At 48.4% G+C, this 15,967-nt stretch carries 12 protein-coding genes; 8 read left to right on the top strand and 4 right to left on the bottom strand.

The features are described 5' to 3' along the window. Nucleotides 1-150: 150 nt before the first annotated feature. From FXF61_RS06340 to FXF61_RS06355, 4 genes are all read right to left on the bottom strand, one after another. On the bottom strand, nt 151-666 hold the full coding sequence (locus tag FXF61_RS06340; protein WP_151184477.1) for a DUF2478 domain-containing protein: 516 nt from the start codon (nt 664-666) through the stop codon (nt 151-153). Between the two features lie 212 nt (nt 667-878). After that, complete coding sequence (modD, locus tag FXF61_RS06345; RefSeq protein ID WP_151184478.1) at nt 879-1,721, bottom strand: ModD protein; 843 nt, start codon at nt 1,719-1,721, stop codon at nt 879-881. A 70-nt stretch (nt 1,722-1,791) separates the two neighbouring features. Further along, entirely contained in the window at nt 1,792-2,415 is a 624-nt protein-coding gene (gene narL, locus FXF61_RS06350) for a two-component system response regulator NarL (protein WP_256663532.1), read from the bottom strand. A gap of 46 nt (nt 2,416-2,461) precedes the next feature. Further along, nucleotides 2,462-4,297, bottom strand: coding sequence for a histidine kinase (locus FXF61_RS06355; RefSeq protein ID WP_256663517.1), 1,836 nt, complete (start codon nt 4,295-4,297; stop codon nt 2,462-2,464). A 329-nt stretch (nt 4,298-4,626) separates the two neighbouring features. Between FXF61_RS06355 and FXF61_RS06360 the strand changes: the two genes are divergently transcribed. The 8 genes from FXF61_RS06360 (at nt 4,627) to FXF61_RS06395 (ending at nt 15,955) form a co-directional block, all read left to right on the top strand. Then, nucleotides 4,627-6,231: an antiporter gene (locus FXF61_RS06360; RefSeq protein ID WP_371921495.1), complete on the top strand. Its 1,605-nt coding sequence runs from the start codon at nt 4,627-4,629 to the stop codon at nt 6,229-6,231. Between the two features lie 33 nt (nt 6,232-6,264). Then, nucleotides 6,265-6,723, top strand: coding sequence for a universal stress protein (locus tag FXF61_RS06365; protein WP_151184481.1), 459 nt, complete (start codon nt 6,265-6,267; stop codon nt 6,721-6,723). A 27-nt stretch (nt 6,724-6,750) separates the two neighbouring features. Further along, nucleotides 6,751-8,241: an MFS transporter gene (locus FXF61_RS06370; protein WP_151184482.1), complete on the top strand. Its 1,491-nt coding sequence runs from the start codon at nt 6,751-6,753 to the stop codon at nt 8,239-8,241. A 79-nt stretch (nt 8,242-8,320) separates the two neighbouring features. Next, complete coding sequence (locus tag FXF61_RS06375) at nt 8,321-12,076, top strand: nitrate reductase subunit alpha (RefSeq protein ID WP_151184483.1); 3,756 nt, start codon at nt 8,321-8,323, stop codon at nt 12,074-12,076. An 11-nt stretch (nt 12,077-12,087) separates the two neighbouring features. Next, on the top strand, nt 12,088-13,629 hold the full coding sequence (gene narH / locus FXF61_RS06380) for a nitrate reductase subunit beta (RefSeq protein WP_151184484.1): 1,542 nt from the start codon (nt 12,088-12,090) through the stop codon (nt 13,627-13,629). Between the two features lie 2 nt (nt 13,630-13,631). Continuing rightward, nucleotides 13,632-14,375, top strand: a complete 744-nt coding sequence (gene narJ, locus FXF61_RS06385; RefSeq protein WP_151184485.1) for a nitrate reductase molybdenum cofactor assembly chaperone — start codon at nt 13,632-13,634, stop codon at nt 14,373-14,375. A 9-nt stretch (nt 14,376-14,384) separates the two neighbouring features. Continuing rightward, nucleotides 14,385-15,065 (top strand): respiratory nitrate reductase subunit gamma, encoded by a 681-nt coding sequence (gene narI, locus FXF61_RS06390; RefSeq protein ID WP_151184486.1) that lies wholly within the window; start codon nt 14,385-14,387, stop codon nt 15,063-15,065. Between the two features lie 11 nt (nt 15,066-15,076). Continuing rightward, nucleotides 15,077-15,955 (top strand): peptidylprolyl isomerase, encoded by an 879-nt coding sequence (locus FXF61_RS06395; RefSeq protein ID WP_151184487.1) that lies wholly within the window; start codon nt 15,077-15,079, stop codon nt 15,953-15,955. The last annotated feature ends 12 nt before the right edge of the window (nt 15,956-15,967 follow it).

Here is a 15,967-nt window from a genome sequence, read left to right on the forward strand (position 1 = left end):
TTCTGTCGCCACGGATGGCGACAGAGAGCCTACAGGGATGTACTTGCGGCGTCTTTACGTAACGATTATCGGATACAGCATTAGCAAAATATCTTTTCTCGCTCTTGTTCTCGTTCTTGTTCTTGCTCTTGTTCTTGCTCTTGTTCTTGCTTAAAGATGCTGCGGCCGCACAGTCGCCAACCACTGCTCAATCGCCTCGCGCTCTAACGGTAACGTCTGCGCCATTCCAGCAGAAAACGCATGCCAGCCCTCAAGGTACTTCTCACTCACCAAAGTCAGCACTGGAATCCCGGCGCTGATCAACTGAGAAAACTCATCACTGAGGCCACGCCCCTGCGTCTCGCCATAACCAAAGCGGTTGACAAAAACCAAGTCCGGCTGCTCGCCTAGAGCGTGACGCAACACTTTGCCAGCTTCAGCTAGCCCCCCCATATCTAAACTACAGCCACGTGAATCACGACCTAGATTCTGGGAAATTACAAAAACCTCATTCGTATGAAAATCACGTAACTGCATGGGTAAAATCCCCTCAGGGTCTTTACCCTGCTGGGTCACCAGCCCACGTACTCGCCAGCCTTGTTGTTGGCATTCGGCCAAAAGAGTGGCGAGCAAATGGTCGCCTTCACCATCGCCATAATGAACGACTGCTGCTGCGGGTAATTGCATTGATCTGCCTTTTTAATGATCCAAAATTTAAACTTTGACGTACTGCGCCACAGCAACAGTCTAATAGCCATCGGCACACTGTGGGGTGCCGATGGCTTTTCCTATTTCAGCTTATTTACTCGAGTTTCAATCGTTAAGTCTGATTGCGCCATATACAGGCAGTGCGAGTTGCAGCGAAGCCATAACTCAGCAAATAAACACTCTAAAGCATATCAAGTCTTAAAAAACCGCACCCCTACATCAGCCGGCTTACCAAAATATGTTGAAGTGGTGACTAAACCATCAACTCCGGTTGCCGCGTAGTGCGCTGCATTATCTACAGTAATACCGCCAGCGGCCAGCTGGATGAGTCTTGGGTTTATTTTGCGTACTTTTTCTACCAAGGCCTTGAGCTCAGCGGGCTGAAACTTATCATATTGTATGCCGTGGATGGGCAGCTGCATCACTGCCTCAACATCCTCTGCACGTTCCACTTCTATTAAGATTTGTTTTTCACAGTCCTGCGCTAAAATGCGCGCAACGCAGTCTTCAATCGCGGCAAAACCACCAATAAATTCAATATGCTGCCTGAACAGTAAAATTGTTTCCGACAGACCTAAGCGGTGGGGATAGGCTCCACCGGCCATAATAGCTTTAATTGATAGAGCTTTGCTGCCAGGAAACACTTTGCGCGTGGTTAAAATATTAATGGCCGGATTGACCTGCTTGGCGGCGCTAACCAGTTGCTGGGTACGACTGGCCACACCTGACGCATATTCAAAAATATTTTGTATCACCTTAGTGATTTCATTTAGCGCACTAAAGGACCCTTCAACAATAAAAAAAGCTTGGCCAGCACTGACCGTGTCCCCGCTCTTGGCCATAGTAATCACCGTCGCGCCGACTGCGCGTGCCAATAATGCGGCCTCTTCAGTTGCGCAAACCACTGCTGTATGACGGCAGTAATACGCCATGCGTGCAGGCTCATCGCCAACGCCTAATAGCTGCGTGGTCAAGTCAAAATACGGCACATCTTCTTCCAGCCAGGCATAGACTGTTTTTGGATTAATGCGCATAAATCGCCCTCTGATTAATAAAAAATGTGTTTATACGGCTCACAAACACACTCAGCGCGCCGCACAATAACTAGTCTAGATCGTTCTCTACGACCCAGACTGCAGCCTCGGTGCGCGAGCGCATACCTAACTTATTAAGAAGACGTTTAACATGCACTTTAACCGTGCCTTCAGCAATATCAAGGCTGCGAGCAATCATCTTATTGCTTTGCCCCTTAGCAATCAGCTTCAGCACATCCTTTTCACGCCGCGTCAGCATTGATGGCTGCGTTTGGGCACAAGCAGGTCGACCACGAATGGCTTGCGCCAAAACTTCGGTGAGCTCTGCGCTGAGCACCATTTTGCCTTGCGCCGCTAAGCGAATGTGCTCGATAAGATCTTCTGGCTCTATATCCTTCAATAAATAGCCGTCCGCCCCTTCACGCAAGGCCTCAAGAACATCATCATGGTCATCTGAGACACTAAAAATAATAATGCGCGTATCCACACCTGCTGCGCGCAACGCGCGAATGGTTTCAATCCCATCCATACCGGGCATATTGAGATCGAGTAAAATCAAATCTAACTCGTGACTTAAGGCCAGCGCTACCGCTTCTTCGCCTGAGCCGGCTTGGGCAACCGGCAGTAAATCATCCTCCATGGACAATAAATCACTCAAGCCACGGCGCAGCATGGGGTGATCATCCACCAACATAATCCGTGTAATTAGACTTTGCGAACTACTCAAAATATCTCTCCACCTATAATTGACTGCGTTTGTACTGAGGTAAGAACTGCGCATGAATGCGTGTGCCGGGCTGCAACGTGCCAATATGTATTTTCCCAGACAAGCTCTGCGCACGCTCGGTCAATATGTTTAGTCCATAATGTCCAGTCGGACTGGTCTGCGTATTGATACCAATGCCATTATCATCAATACAGATATGTATATAGCCTTCCTCATCTTGGCGCAAAGTCAGTTTGCACTGAGTAGCCTGTGCATGTTTGACCACATTGCTAAGGGCTTCACGAATAATTTGCAAACAGTGGATCTCTTCGTTAGGCGTAAGTGGGCAATGGTCTAAGGCATAATCCAATTGTATGTCGAGGCCAGAGTGGCGACCAAGCTCCTGCACAGTTGATTGTACAGCAGTTGCAAGGCCGGGTTTGTCCAGCTTGATACGAAACGTCACCAGTAATTCACGTAACTGCCGGTACGCTGTGTTTAGGCCAGCTTGGATATCAGCCAAGGTGGCATTCATATCATCTTTAGAAAAGTCAGCTGCCATTTGTTTTTTTAATCGAGTTAATTGAATTTTTTGATAAGACAGCGCTTGTGCCAATGAATCGTGTAGCTCTCGAGCAATCACCGCACGCTCCTCCATTAAGGCAATGCGCGCCTGATCTTGTCCCAATTGATTTAAACTTAAAGATGCTGAAATCAGTTCAGTCAGTGCTGTCATTAAGCGCTCTTGCCACTCTTGCATCTGCACCCCTGCCGGCACCTCAACCCGTAAATCACCGAGCTCATCACGATCGTTGCGAATCGCAAAACTGACCACCTGTGCCCCACCTGCGATCATGCCACGATTGGTAAAAACTGGGCACTGTGCACAGTTGGGTAGCTGGCAATAAGCTGGAGGCCGATGGTTTTGTGAGCTAAATGCACTATGTGCTTCATGTTTAGGGTTATCTAAAGATGAGATCAAGCATAAAGACACTGGCCCCAAGCCTAAGGTGTGCTCAATAGGGTCTAATAATTCAGCCAAATCAGGCAAAGGATCCGCACTGGTTTTGTATAAGCTGCGCGCACTGTTAAACAGCAACGCTAGGGTACGATTACTGCGTTGCAATTCTGCAGTTTTTTCATCCACTTTATTTTCAAGATTTTCATATAAGTCTGAGAGTTCTCTGCTCATTTGGTTAATGGTTTCAGCTAACACACCCAGCTCATTACGTGCAGAAATTTTAACGCGACCTTGGAAGGAGCCGCGACCGATATTTTTAGCCAGTTCGACCAGCTCTTGCAGCGGCATTAATAGCCCATTATTTACGCCTAAAATGGCAATAAAACCAACTAACACAGTGACAAACAGGGTGCTGATTTGTAAGCCTCGAATAAAAGACAACTTGCGCTCCGACTCACTTTGCAACTGACCGACAAAACCATCGAGCAGCTCAACGAAAACCGGTACTTCCAAGCGAAAAGCTCGCTTTTGTGGCGGTGTTTGCTCTAATAAAGGTAGCATTAGTTGACGCCATTGGTAATCAACACGCTGATATATTTGTGGGAGATGGTGCACAGTGTTTTTATCAACTGCTGCTAGCAGCGAAGGGGTGGTTAGGGTCTCTTCAAATTTAGCAATGTAGTCAGGCAAGTCCTCAGTTTCTACTTCACTGGCCAACAGCGCCAAACGGTAAGCCTGCATGCGCAAGCTACCCGCCTTATTCAGCGCTTCAGCATCACCACGGATTGAGTCAGATAAATGCATGCCGCCTAACATACTGACCATCATCACTGAAATAATTAAAGCAAACGCTAGCAAAATTCGTATCGCTAAGGATTGCATTAAGCTCACTCGAGGAAACTCTGTCATCGGTATGGGTCACCCTATGGGTTGGTCGCAATAGTACTAACTGCGTTCATTATTCAGTAGCAGCAGGCTGCAGGCTACGCTTATACCTCTTTATATCCAAACGCTGCCGTTATCTGCTTTAAAATCATAATTAATTACTAAGCTATTGATTTTAAAGGTTTTTACATATTAGATAGATATAACCACAAAGAGGTACATGGCCTTTAAGCATATTCAGTTTGGGGCAATATTGACCTAAGTCAATTAAGGCGGCAAGCCTTACCCATAGAGTGCACAGCAAGTGCAAAACCACCCTTTTGCCAATATGCATGTTTCGGAGAGCTCAGCGTATGAATAAAAACATAGAGAAATGGGATGTTGAAGACCCAGTCTTCTGGGAATCAACAGGTAAAAAAATTGCAAACCGCAATCTTTGGCTATCTATTCCAAACCTTTTGTTAGGTTTTGCTATATGGCTGATGTGGGGCATTATTACCGTACAAATGCTCAATCTCGGGTTTCCATTTAAGCCTGTTGAATTGTTTACCTTAACCGCAATTTCAGGTTTGGCTGGGGCCACCTTCCGTATCCCCGCATCCTTTATGATCCGCATTGCTGGCGGCCGTAACACTATTGTACTCAACACCATGTTGTTGATCATTCCCGCGTTTGGTACTGGTATAGCTCTGCAAGATACCAACACGCCACTGTGGGTTTTCCAGTTGCTGGCGCTGCTCTCAGGTATTGGTGGTGGTAAGTTTGCTTGCTCAATGAGCAATATCAGCGGCTTCTTTCCAAAAAACCAACAAGGCTTGGCACTCGGTTTGAACGCAGGCTTGGGTAACTTTGGCGTAACCACTATGCAAATCGTGATTCCTTTGGTGATGACCATGGGTATCTTTGGTGCAATTGGTGGCGGTTCCATGGAGCTAATGAAGGATAGCGGCACTTTAATTGGTCGCATTCCCGCTGGTTCTGATACCTGGATTCAAAACGCTGGCTGGATTTGGCTGGTATTTTTAATACCCCTCATTGCCGCGAGCTGGTTTGGCATGAACAACCTATTGCCAATCACACCTAACCCAGGTTCTACATTGGGGGCTTTTAGTAAAATTCTAGGCCTTTATGGCATCAGCCTTATCACGTCAATGGTTGGTTTATACCTCTATCTGCCAGCGCCAATCGGCTTAGGCGTACTGAACATGTGGATTGCTATGCCACTGATTATGATCAGCACGCTCGGCCTGTTACGTATGCTTCCAGGCAGTATCAAACCAAACATTAAGCGTCAGTTTGAAATCTTTAAAGATAAACACACATGGTCAATGAGTATTCTCTATATTCTGACCTTCGGTTCGTTTATCGGTTTCTCCATGGCTTTGCCATTATCGATCACCGTTATCTTTGGCTTTATCACCGAAGTAGCAGCAGATGGCAGCATTACTCGAGTTCCTAATCCAAATGCACCAAGTGCTTTAACCTACGCTTGGATCGGACCTTTCATCGGTGCACTGATTCGTCCAATTGGTGGCTGGTTGTCTGACAAAGTCGGTGGCTCTTTAGTAACGCAAATTATTACTTTAGTCATGGTGATTGCTTCAGTCGCTCTAGGTTACACTCTGCAGTTAGCCTACAACTCACCTCACCCTGAAACCTTATTCTTTGCCTTTATTAGCCTGTTCTTAATCCTGTTCGCCGCCTCGGGAATTGGTAATGGTTCAACGTTCCGTACTATCGGGGTGATTTACAACCGCGAACAAGCAGGCCCAGTGTTAGGTTGGACTTCAGCGATTGCTGCCTACGGCTCATTTGTTGCGCCCGTTGTGATTGGCGAGCAAATCAAAGCCGGTACGCCTGAAGTTGCAATGTATGGTTTTGCTGTGTTTTACGCACTGTGTTTGATCCTGAACTGGTGGTTCTACCTGCGTAAAGACGCTTACGTGAAAAACCCATAAGCCGCGTTATTTACTTAAATATCGGAGTTTCTTATGCACATCATGGTTGCTTACGACAATTCAACAAACGCCAAACAAGCATTGCAAAAAACACTGCAGATGTTTGGCGAGTTAAAGCCAAAAATAACCTTGATCAGCGTGATTGAAGATGTTTTGGGGTCAAGCGGGGTTAATGAAGAAGAGTACCTTGCATTTAAGCATGATTTTTCTGAGGCGGTGCGCGAGGAGGCGCAAACCTTAAATGAATTAGGTGTCAACACCGAGGTGATGATTGCTGTCGGTGACCCGCGCAAAATGATTTTGCAAGCGGTAAAAAGCAAGTCACCTGATTTATTAGTCATTGCTCGCCACAGTGAAAAAGCTGACAGCAACATCATTGGCAAAACCCTGGATGCATGGGTGGAAGAGTTTAACTTTATGACCTTTGGCAGTGTTAGCTCATTCCTGACTCGACGTGCACCCTGCCCGGTGCTGATTCAGTCATGTCAATAAATATTGTATGGATGACGGAGCGCTAATATGAAAGTTTCTGATCTGTTCCGCTACAAAAAGCCCGAGATTAGAGCACTGCACTTAACGTGGATTGCATTCTATATCTGCTTCTTTGTGTGGTTTAACATGGCACCACTGGCAACCAGCATGCTGAAAAGCGTGGGCTGGCTGACCAGCGATGATCTGCGCCTGTTTGCCATCGCCAACGTGGCACTGACGATTCCAGCACGTATCTTAGTCGGTATGGCTCTAGATAAGTGGGGCCCGCGTCGCGTGTTCTCAGTGCTAATGGTGGTTATGGCGATTCCTGCAATTGCTTTCGCCTTTGGTGAAACACGTACACAGCTGTTGGTGTCGCGCTTGGTGCTCAGCTCTATTGGTGCCAGCTTTGTGGTCGGTATCCACATGACTGCGATGTGGTTTAGGCCACGTGATATTGGTTTTGCAGAAGGCTTCTATGCCGGTTGGGGTAACTTCGGTTCCGCTGCCGCTGCCATGACCTTACCAATGATCGCTTTGAACGTTTTTGGCGGTGATGATGGCTGGCGCTACGCAATTGCCAGTACAGCAATCCTGATGGCGCTTTATGGCGTGTTTTACTGGTTTGCGATCACCGATGGCCCTGCCGGTACTGTGCATCACAAGCCCCGTAAAGTAAGTGCTCTAGAAGTCAGCACGTGGTCTGACATGATCAAGCTGATTATCTGGACCATTCCAATGGTTGGTGTGTTGTCGCTGCTGGTCTGGCGCGTTGAAAACATGGGCTATATCGATGCAGGCTTGGCTTGGGTATTTCATGGCGTAATCGCACTGATCGTGTCTTATCAAATCGTCCAGATTCTCAGGGTCAACCTACCTATTTTGCGCAAGGGTGTACCTGAAGATGATAAGTATGACTTCAACTCGGTTGCCGCGCTGAACTCCACCTATTTTGCTAACTTTGGTGCAGAGCTGGCAGTTGTTTCAATGCTACCGATGTTCTTTGAAATGACATGGGGGCTCACAGCCACTACCGCCGGAATGATCGCCGCATCATTTGCTTTCGTGAATTTGATTGCTCGCCCGATTGGTGGATTGGTCTCTGACCGTTTTGGTAACCGTCGTTTTGTAATGCTGGCTTACATGATTGGTATTGCTATTGGCTTTACCTTGATGGGCTTAATGAATAGCACATTACCGCTCTTTATTGCGGTTGCGATCACTATTTTGTGTTCGGTGTTTGTGCAAGGTGCAGAAGGCGCAACCTTCGGTATCCTGCCATCAATCAAGCGTCGTCTCACTGGACAGATTTCAGGGATGGCCGGCGCATACGGTAACGTTGGTGCAGTGTGTTACTTAACGCTGTACACCTTTGTTACACCTTCACAGTTCTTTTTCGTAATCGCTGCAGGTGCATTCTTAAGCTTTGTTGCCTGCTTCTTCTGGCTTAAAGAGCCTGAAGGTGCGTTTGCCGAAGAATATATTGTTTCATCAGTGGACCTTGAGCTCGCAGCTGATCAAAAAGCTGGCAAGTTATGATGAGTTTTAGTAACCGACACATGCGTGCATGCAGCTGCTGGGCGTCAGTGCCCAGCAGTTTTACAAGAGGAAAAAAACTATGAGTCGCATTTTAGACCAACTGCATTTTTTAAAAAGAAAACAAGGTGAATTTGCTGATGGCCATGGCGAAACCCGTAAAGAGTCCCGTGACTGGGAAGACGGATATCGCGCCCGTTGGCAGTATGACAAGATCGTTCGCTCCACGCATGGGGTGAACTGTACGGGCTCATGCTCATGGAAAATCTATGTCAAAAATGGACTCATCACCTGGGAAACTCAGCAGACTGACTACCCGCGTACCCGCCCTGGCCTGCCTAACCACGAGCCGCGCGGTTGCCCTCGTGGTGCCAGTTATAGCTGGTACATCTACAGTGCCAACCGAGTTAAGTACCCGAAAGTGCGTAAAGCTTTACTGCAGCTGTGGCGTGACGCGCGTAAATCCTTAGCGCCAGTTGACGCGTGGGAAAGCATTGTTGAAGACCCTGCTAAAGCACGCTCGTACAAAAGCAAGCGTGGCCTAGGTGGCTTTATTCGTTCTAACTGGGACGAAGTCAATGAAATCATCGCTGCGGCAAACGTCTACACCACCAAGGCATATGGCCCGGACCGCGTTATAGGTTTCTCACCAATCCCTGCGATGTCAATGGTCAGCTACGCTGCTGGTTCACGTTACCTGTCTTTAATGGGCGGCGTGTGCTTGAGCTTCTATGACTGGTACTGTGACTTGCCACCTGCTTCACCTATGGTGTGGGGCGAGCAAACCGACGTTCCAGAGTCCGCAGACTGGTACAACTCCAACTACATTATTGCTTGGGGCTCTAACGTGCCGCAAACACGTACCCCCGATGCGCACTTCTTCACTGAAGTACGTTACAAGGGCGCCAAAACTGTTTCAGTGACCCCTGACTACTCCGAAGTAGCTAAGCTCACTGACTTATGGCTCAACCCTAAGCAAGGTACCGATGCGGCCCTAGCACAAGCGTTCTGTCACGTCATCTTTAAAGAATTCCACTTGGAAAAACCAAGTGCGTACTTTACTGATTATGTACGTCGCTACTCCGACTTCCCAATGCTGGTGATGCTCGAAGAATATGAAGATGGCTTTAAGCCGACACGTTTCTTACGCGCTGCTGACCTGAACGGCAACCTTGGTCAAGAAAACAACCCTGAGTGGAAAACCATTGCACTTGACAGCCTGTCTAAAGAGCTGGTTTCACCGCTGGGTTCAATTGGTTACCGCTGGAATGAGAAGGGCAAGTGGAACATTGAAGCCCGTGAAGGCACCAACGGCAAAGACGTTGAGTTGCAGCTATCCCTGATCGATGAAGGCAATGCTGTAGAAGTCGCATTCCCCTACTTTGGTGGCGACTTGCATGATCACTTCCAACACGTTGAAGGTGAAGGCGTACAGTTCCGTCGCGTACCAAGCCGCGAGCTAACATTAGCTGACGGTAGCAAAGCCCGCGTTGCCACGGTATTTGATATCAGTGCAGCAGGTTTAGGGATTGACCGTGGTCTAGGTGGTGAAAACGTTGCCAGCAGCTACGACCAAGCCGACATTCCAGGTACACCGGCGTGGCAAGAAGCGATCACCGGTGTAAGCCGCGAGAAAGTTATCCAGGTTGCCCGTGAGTTTGCCGATAACGCCGACAAAACCAAAGGTAAATCAATGATCATCGTCGGTGCGGCGATGAACCACTGGTACCACATGGATATGAACTACCGCGGCCTGATCAATATGCTGATCATGTGTGGTTGTGTCGGCCAAAGTGGTGGTGGCTGGGCACACTATGTGGGTCAAGAAAAACTGCGTCCACAAACTGGCTGGCTACCTCTGGCCTTTGGTTTGGACTGGAGCCGTCCACCGCGTCAAATGAACGGTACCAGCTTCTTCTATAACCATAGCTCGCAATGGCGCCATGAAAAAATGGACATGCATGAGATTCTTTCGCCAATTGCGGATAAATCTAAGTTCCCGCAACATGCGCTGGATTACAACGTGCAAGCAGAACGTGGCGGCTGGCTACCTAGCGCACCACAATTGAACCGCAACCCACTAGAGATCTGCCGTGAAGCAAAAGCAGCGGGCATGACAGCTCCTGACTACGTGGTTAAATCACTGCAAGACGGTTCTTTGCGCTTTGCCTGTGAGCAGCCTGACAACCCAGCAAACTTCCCGCGTAATATGTTTATCTGGCGTTCAAACCTGCTGGGCTCTTCCGGTAAAGGGCATGAATACATGCTCAAGTACCTGCTCGGTACACCAAGGCACGGTGTAATGAACGAAGATGCAGGCGCAGCAGGTTACAAACCTACTGAGATTGAGTGGGCTGAAGACGCTGCGATTGGCAAGGTTGACCTCGTCACCACCTTGGACTTCCGTATGTCATCCACGTGCGTGTATTCTGACATCGTCTTACCGACCGCAACCTGGTACGAAAAAGATGATATGAACACCTCGGATATGCACCCAATCATTCACCCGCTGTCAGCAGCGATTGATCCTGCGTGGGAATCCAGATCTGACTGGGATATTTTCAAAGGTGTGGCCAAGCGATTCTCCGAGCTGACTGAAGGTCATCTTGGCGTTGAGCACGATATCGTCACCATTCCAACTCAGCACGACAGTCCAGGCGAGTTAGCACAGCCTTACGGCGGTACTGACTGGAAATCCTCTGGCGAACCATTAGTGCCGGGTAAAAACGCACCAAACCTAGTTGTGGTTGAGCGTGACTTCCCGAACACCTACAAAATGTTCACCTCGTTGGGTCCATTAATGAACTCGCTGGGTAACGGTGGTAAAGGTATTGGCTGGAACACCGACGATGAAGTGACCTTCTTAGGTCAGCTGAATAAAGAAGTACTGGACGAAGGCGTGAGCAAAGGACGCCCACAAATTGACTCAGCGATTGATGCCTGTGAAGTTGTTTTATCGCTGGCACCTGAAACCAATGGCCATGTTGCTGTAAAAGCTTGGGCAGCTTTGTCTGAGTTTACCGGTCGTGACCACTCACACCTTGCTGTTGGTAAAGAGCACGAAGCGATTCGTTTTAAAGACATCCAAGTGCAGCCACGCAAAATCATTTCCAGCCCAACCTGGTCCGGACTTGAAGATGAGCATGTGAGTTACAACGCCGGCTACACCAACGTGCATGAGATGATTCCATGGCGCACCATCACGGGTCGTCAGCAGTTTTATCAGGATCACCCATGGATGCAAGCATTTGGTGAACAGCTGATGAGCTATCGCCCGCCAATTAACACACGCACCATTGATCAGGTGAAAAACAAGCACAGCAACGGTAACACCGAGATTGTCTTGAACTGGATTACACCGCACCAAAAGTGGGGTATTCACAGTACCTATACCGATAACCTGTTGATGCTGACATTAAGTCGTGGTGGTCCAATTATTTGGCTATCTGAAATTGATGCACGTAAAGCCGGTATTGAAGATAACGACTGGGTTGAGTGCTTTAACGCTAACGGTGCCCTCACCGCGCGTGCGGTGGTCAGCCAGCGCGTCAAAGAAGGCATGGTGATGATGTACCACGCCCAAGAGCGTATCGTTAACGTACCGGGTTCTGAAACAACCAAAACCCGTGGTGGTCACCACAACTCGGTTACCCGTGTCGTGTTAAAACCAACCCATATGATTGGTTCTTACGCGCAACAATCTTACGGCTTCAACTACTACGGCACCGTAGGTTGTAACCGTGATGAGTTTGTTGTCGTACGTAAAATGAGCAAAGTCGATTGGCTAGATGGCTCAGATACCGATGATCTTCCACAGCCATTACCACAAGGTCTTTAAGGAGAACCGCCATGAAGATTCGCTCACAAGTTGCCATGGTGCTGAACCTCGATAAGTGCATCGGATGCCACACCTGTTCAGTCACATGTAAAAACGTTTGGACCAGCCGTGAAGGTATGGAATACGCCTGGTTCAATAACGTCGAAACCAAACCCGGTATTGGCTACCCCAAAGAATGGGAAAATCAAAACAAATGGAAAGGTGGCTGGGTACGTAACAGCGATGGTTCTATTCGTCCGAGAATCGGCGGCAAATTCCGCGTGTTAGCGAATATCTTCGCTAACCCTGATTTGCCTGAAATTGACGACTACTATGAGCCGTTCGATTTTGACTACCAGCACCTGCACACCGCGCCAGAAGTGGCGCACCAGCCGGTTGCTCGCCCTCGCTCGCTGATTAGCGGCAAGCGCATGGAAAAGATCGAATGGGGTCCAAACTGGGAAGAGATTCTTGGTACGGAATTCGCTAAACGTCGCAAAGATAAAAACTTTGACAGTATCCAAGCGGATATTTACGGCGAATACGAAAACACCTTTATGATGTACTTGCCGCGTTTGTGTGAGCACTGCCTCAACCCAACGTGCGCAGCCGCCTGCCCAAGCGGTGCGATCTATAAGCGTGAAGAAGACGGTATTGTCTTGATTGACCAAGATAAGTGCCGCGGCTGGCGCATGTGCATCAGTGGTTGCCCATACAAAAAGATCTACTACAACTGGAAAACCGGAAAATCTGAAAAATGTATTTTCTGCTATCCACGTATTGAAGCGGGTATGCCAACGGTTTGTTCTGAAACCTGCGTCGGTCGTATTCGTTACCTTGGCGTTCTGTTGTATGACGCAGATAAAATTCATGAAGTGGCTAGCACACCCAATGAGCATGACCTGTATCCAAAGCAACTAGAAATGTTCTTGGATCCCAATGATCCAAAGGTCATCGCCGAAGCACGTAAAGCGGGTATACCGGACTCAGTGATCACTGCTGCGCAGAAATCACCTGTCTATAAATTAGCAGTTGATTGGAAACTGGCATTACCACTGCACCCGGAATACCGCACCTTGCCAATGGTTTGGTACGTGCCACCACTGTCACCGATTCAAAACGCTGCTGAGAGCGGAAAAATCGAGATGAACGGTGTCATTCCAGACGTTGACAGCTTGCGTATTCCACTGCGCTACCTTGCCAACCTGCTCACCGCGGGCGATGAGAAGCCGGTTAAGTTAGCTCTTAAACGTCTACTGGCCATGCGCGTGTACAAGCGTGCAGAGCATGTGGATGGCGTTGAAGACCTCACTGCCCTTGAAGAAGTGGGTTTAAGCAAAGCGCAAGCGGATGAAATGTACCGCTACTTAGCGATTGCTGACTATGAAGACCGCTTTGTCATTCCGACAGCACACCGCGAAGAAGCATTGAGCGATGCCTTTGCCGAGCGCAATGGTTGTGGCTTTAGCTTCGGTAACGGCTGTGGTGGCGGTGAAGACACAGCCAATATGTTTGGTGGTAAGAAACACACCAAGCGTGAGGTGATGAAAACTGTACAAGTGTGGGAGGACTAAGCATGCAAATCCTAAAGGTCATCTCACTGCTGACCGATTACCCTTCACAAGTTGTGTTTGATGCACGTGACGAGTTGGCTGCAGCGATTGCAGCAACTCGTGTCATCAGTCCTGAACAGCGCCATGCTGTTCAGGCGCTACTTGATGAACTGACAGGGCAAGACTTGATGGACGCTCAAGAAGCGTATGTCAGCTTGTTTAATCGTGGACGTCACTTGTCTTTGCTGCTGTTTGAGCATGTTCATGGTGAGTCAAGAGATCGTGGCCAAGCCATGGTCGACTTAATGGCACAGTATGAAAATGACGGTTTTGATATCGGCGTTAAAGAACTGCCAGACTATATTCCTCTGTATCTGGAATATTTGTCGTACTGTGACGAGGCTACCGCTCGCGCGGGTTTAGCGGATGTTGAGCACTTATTAGCAGTCTTGGCTGCGCGCTTGGAAGAACAACCAAGCGCCTATGCCGCGTGCTTTAGAGCGCTCTTACAAATCGCTGGCTTTGAACCAGAAGAAGCGATTGAGCAAGTGCGTGATCAAGTCAGTCAAGAAGTCTATGACGACAGCCTCGAAGCGCTTGACGCCCTCTGGGAAGAGGAAGCCGTAACCTTTATGGACGGCAGTCAAACAGCCAGTTGCGGTGTCAGCACAGGCAGTACTGCTAAGCATAAACCTCGTGAAGAATCGGCTGTTCCGCTGCATTGGGTCGACTTCGCCCATGACGCTACCGCTGCTAAAAAAGTGTAGGAGAACAATATGTCTAATTTCAACCTTTTAATATTTGGCGTATACCCGTATATCGCGCTAGCGGTCTGCTTGATTGGCAGCTGGGCACGCTTTGATTTATCGCAATACACCTGGCGCGCAGGCTCCAGTCAAATGCTCGACAACAAAGGCATGCGTTTAGCCAGCAACTTATTTCACGTGGGGATTATCTTTATTCTCGCGGGTCACTTTGTTGGCTTGCTTGTACCGCATGCGGTTTACAGCCCTTTTATCAGCACAGCAAATAAACAAATGTTGGCAATAGTATCCGGCGGCTTCTTTGGCATTCTTTGCTTGATTGGTTTGGTTATGCTGATTCAGCGTCGCTTAAACAATCCACGTATTCGTGCCAGTTCCAGCACCTCAGACATTATGATTTTGTTTGTTCTGCTGGCGCAGTTGATCCTTGGTTTGCTGACTATTTTTGCTTCAACACAGCACTTAGATGGATCAGTGATGGTGCTGCTCGGTAACTGGGCGCAAAGCATTGTTACATTCCAGCCGATGAAAGCTGCTGAAGCCATTTCGTCAGTTAGCATCATCTACAAACTGCACGTATTCCTTGGCGTCACTTTGTTTGTGTTATTTCCGTTTACCCGTTTAGTGCACATTGCTAGCGCACCGATCTGGTACCTTGGACGTCGCTACCAAATTGTTCGTCAAAAAAGTTAAGGGGTGCTGTTATGACTCATTCATCTACACCTTTGTTTACGGATGCTGCTCACGCAGCATCCGTAACACCCACTGACGCCGCATCGCCTTTATTGATTGCTACCAGTAATCAAGATTTGCCGATCGTGCGCGTCAATGGTATCGAAATCAGCAGCACGGCTATTGCTCAGGAGATGCAATACCACCCTGCTGACTCACAGCGTGAGGTGGTGTTTCTAGCGGCGCAAGCCTTAGTTCTGCAAGAGTTGTTAAAGCAGCGCGCTGCCGAAATCAATCTTGAAGTCACAGCTAAAGATGCTGAAACCCTAGAAGAAGCAACAACACGCTGCTTGCTTGAGCAAGAGATCAGTACGCCAGAGATTGGCGATACAGAGTTAGAAACCTTCTACACTCGTAATCCGCGAAGCTTTACCACACCGCCACTGGTGTCGGCTAAGCATATTTTAATCGCAGCTGATCCTGAGGATGATCTAGAGCGCAGCACACAGCGTGAAGTCGCTTTAAATATCATTCAACAATTGCAAGACGGTGCTGATTTTTCAGCAATGGCGATGACACACTCATCCTGCCCTTCAAAAGAGCAGCAAGGTTCCTTAGGACAGCTCTCAAAAGGGCAAACCGTGCCAGAGTTCGAACGTCAACTCTTGCGTTTGCCACTTGGCTTAGCAGAACAGCCGATCGAATCACGCTACGGTTACCACATTGTATTGGTTGAACAGCGGGTTGAGGGTGAGCTTGTGCCTTTCCATATGGTCAAGGAGCGCATTGCTGCGCAACTAAGCCAGCGCGTTTGGCAAAAAAGCGTCACTCAATACCTGCAAATGTTGGTTGGAGGGGCTACAATCGAGGGCATAACATTGCAGGGTGCGGCTTCACCGCTTGTGCAATAACTTAGATTGGGA

This window comes from Pseudomonas sp. C27(2019), from assembly GCF_008807395.1.
Taxonomy (GTDB): Bacteria; Pseudomonadota; Gammaproteobacteria; order Pseudomonadales; family Pseudomonadaceae; genus Denitrificimonas.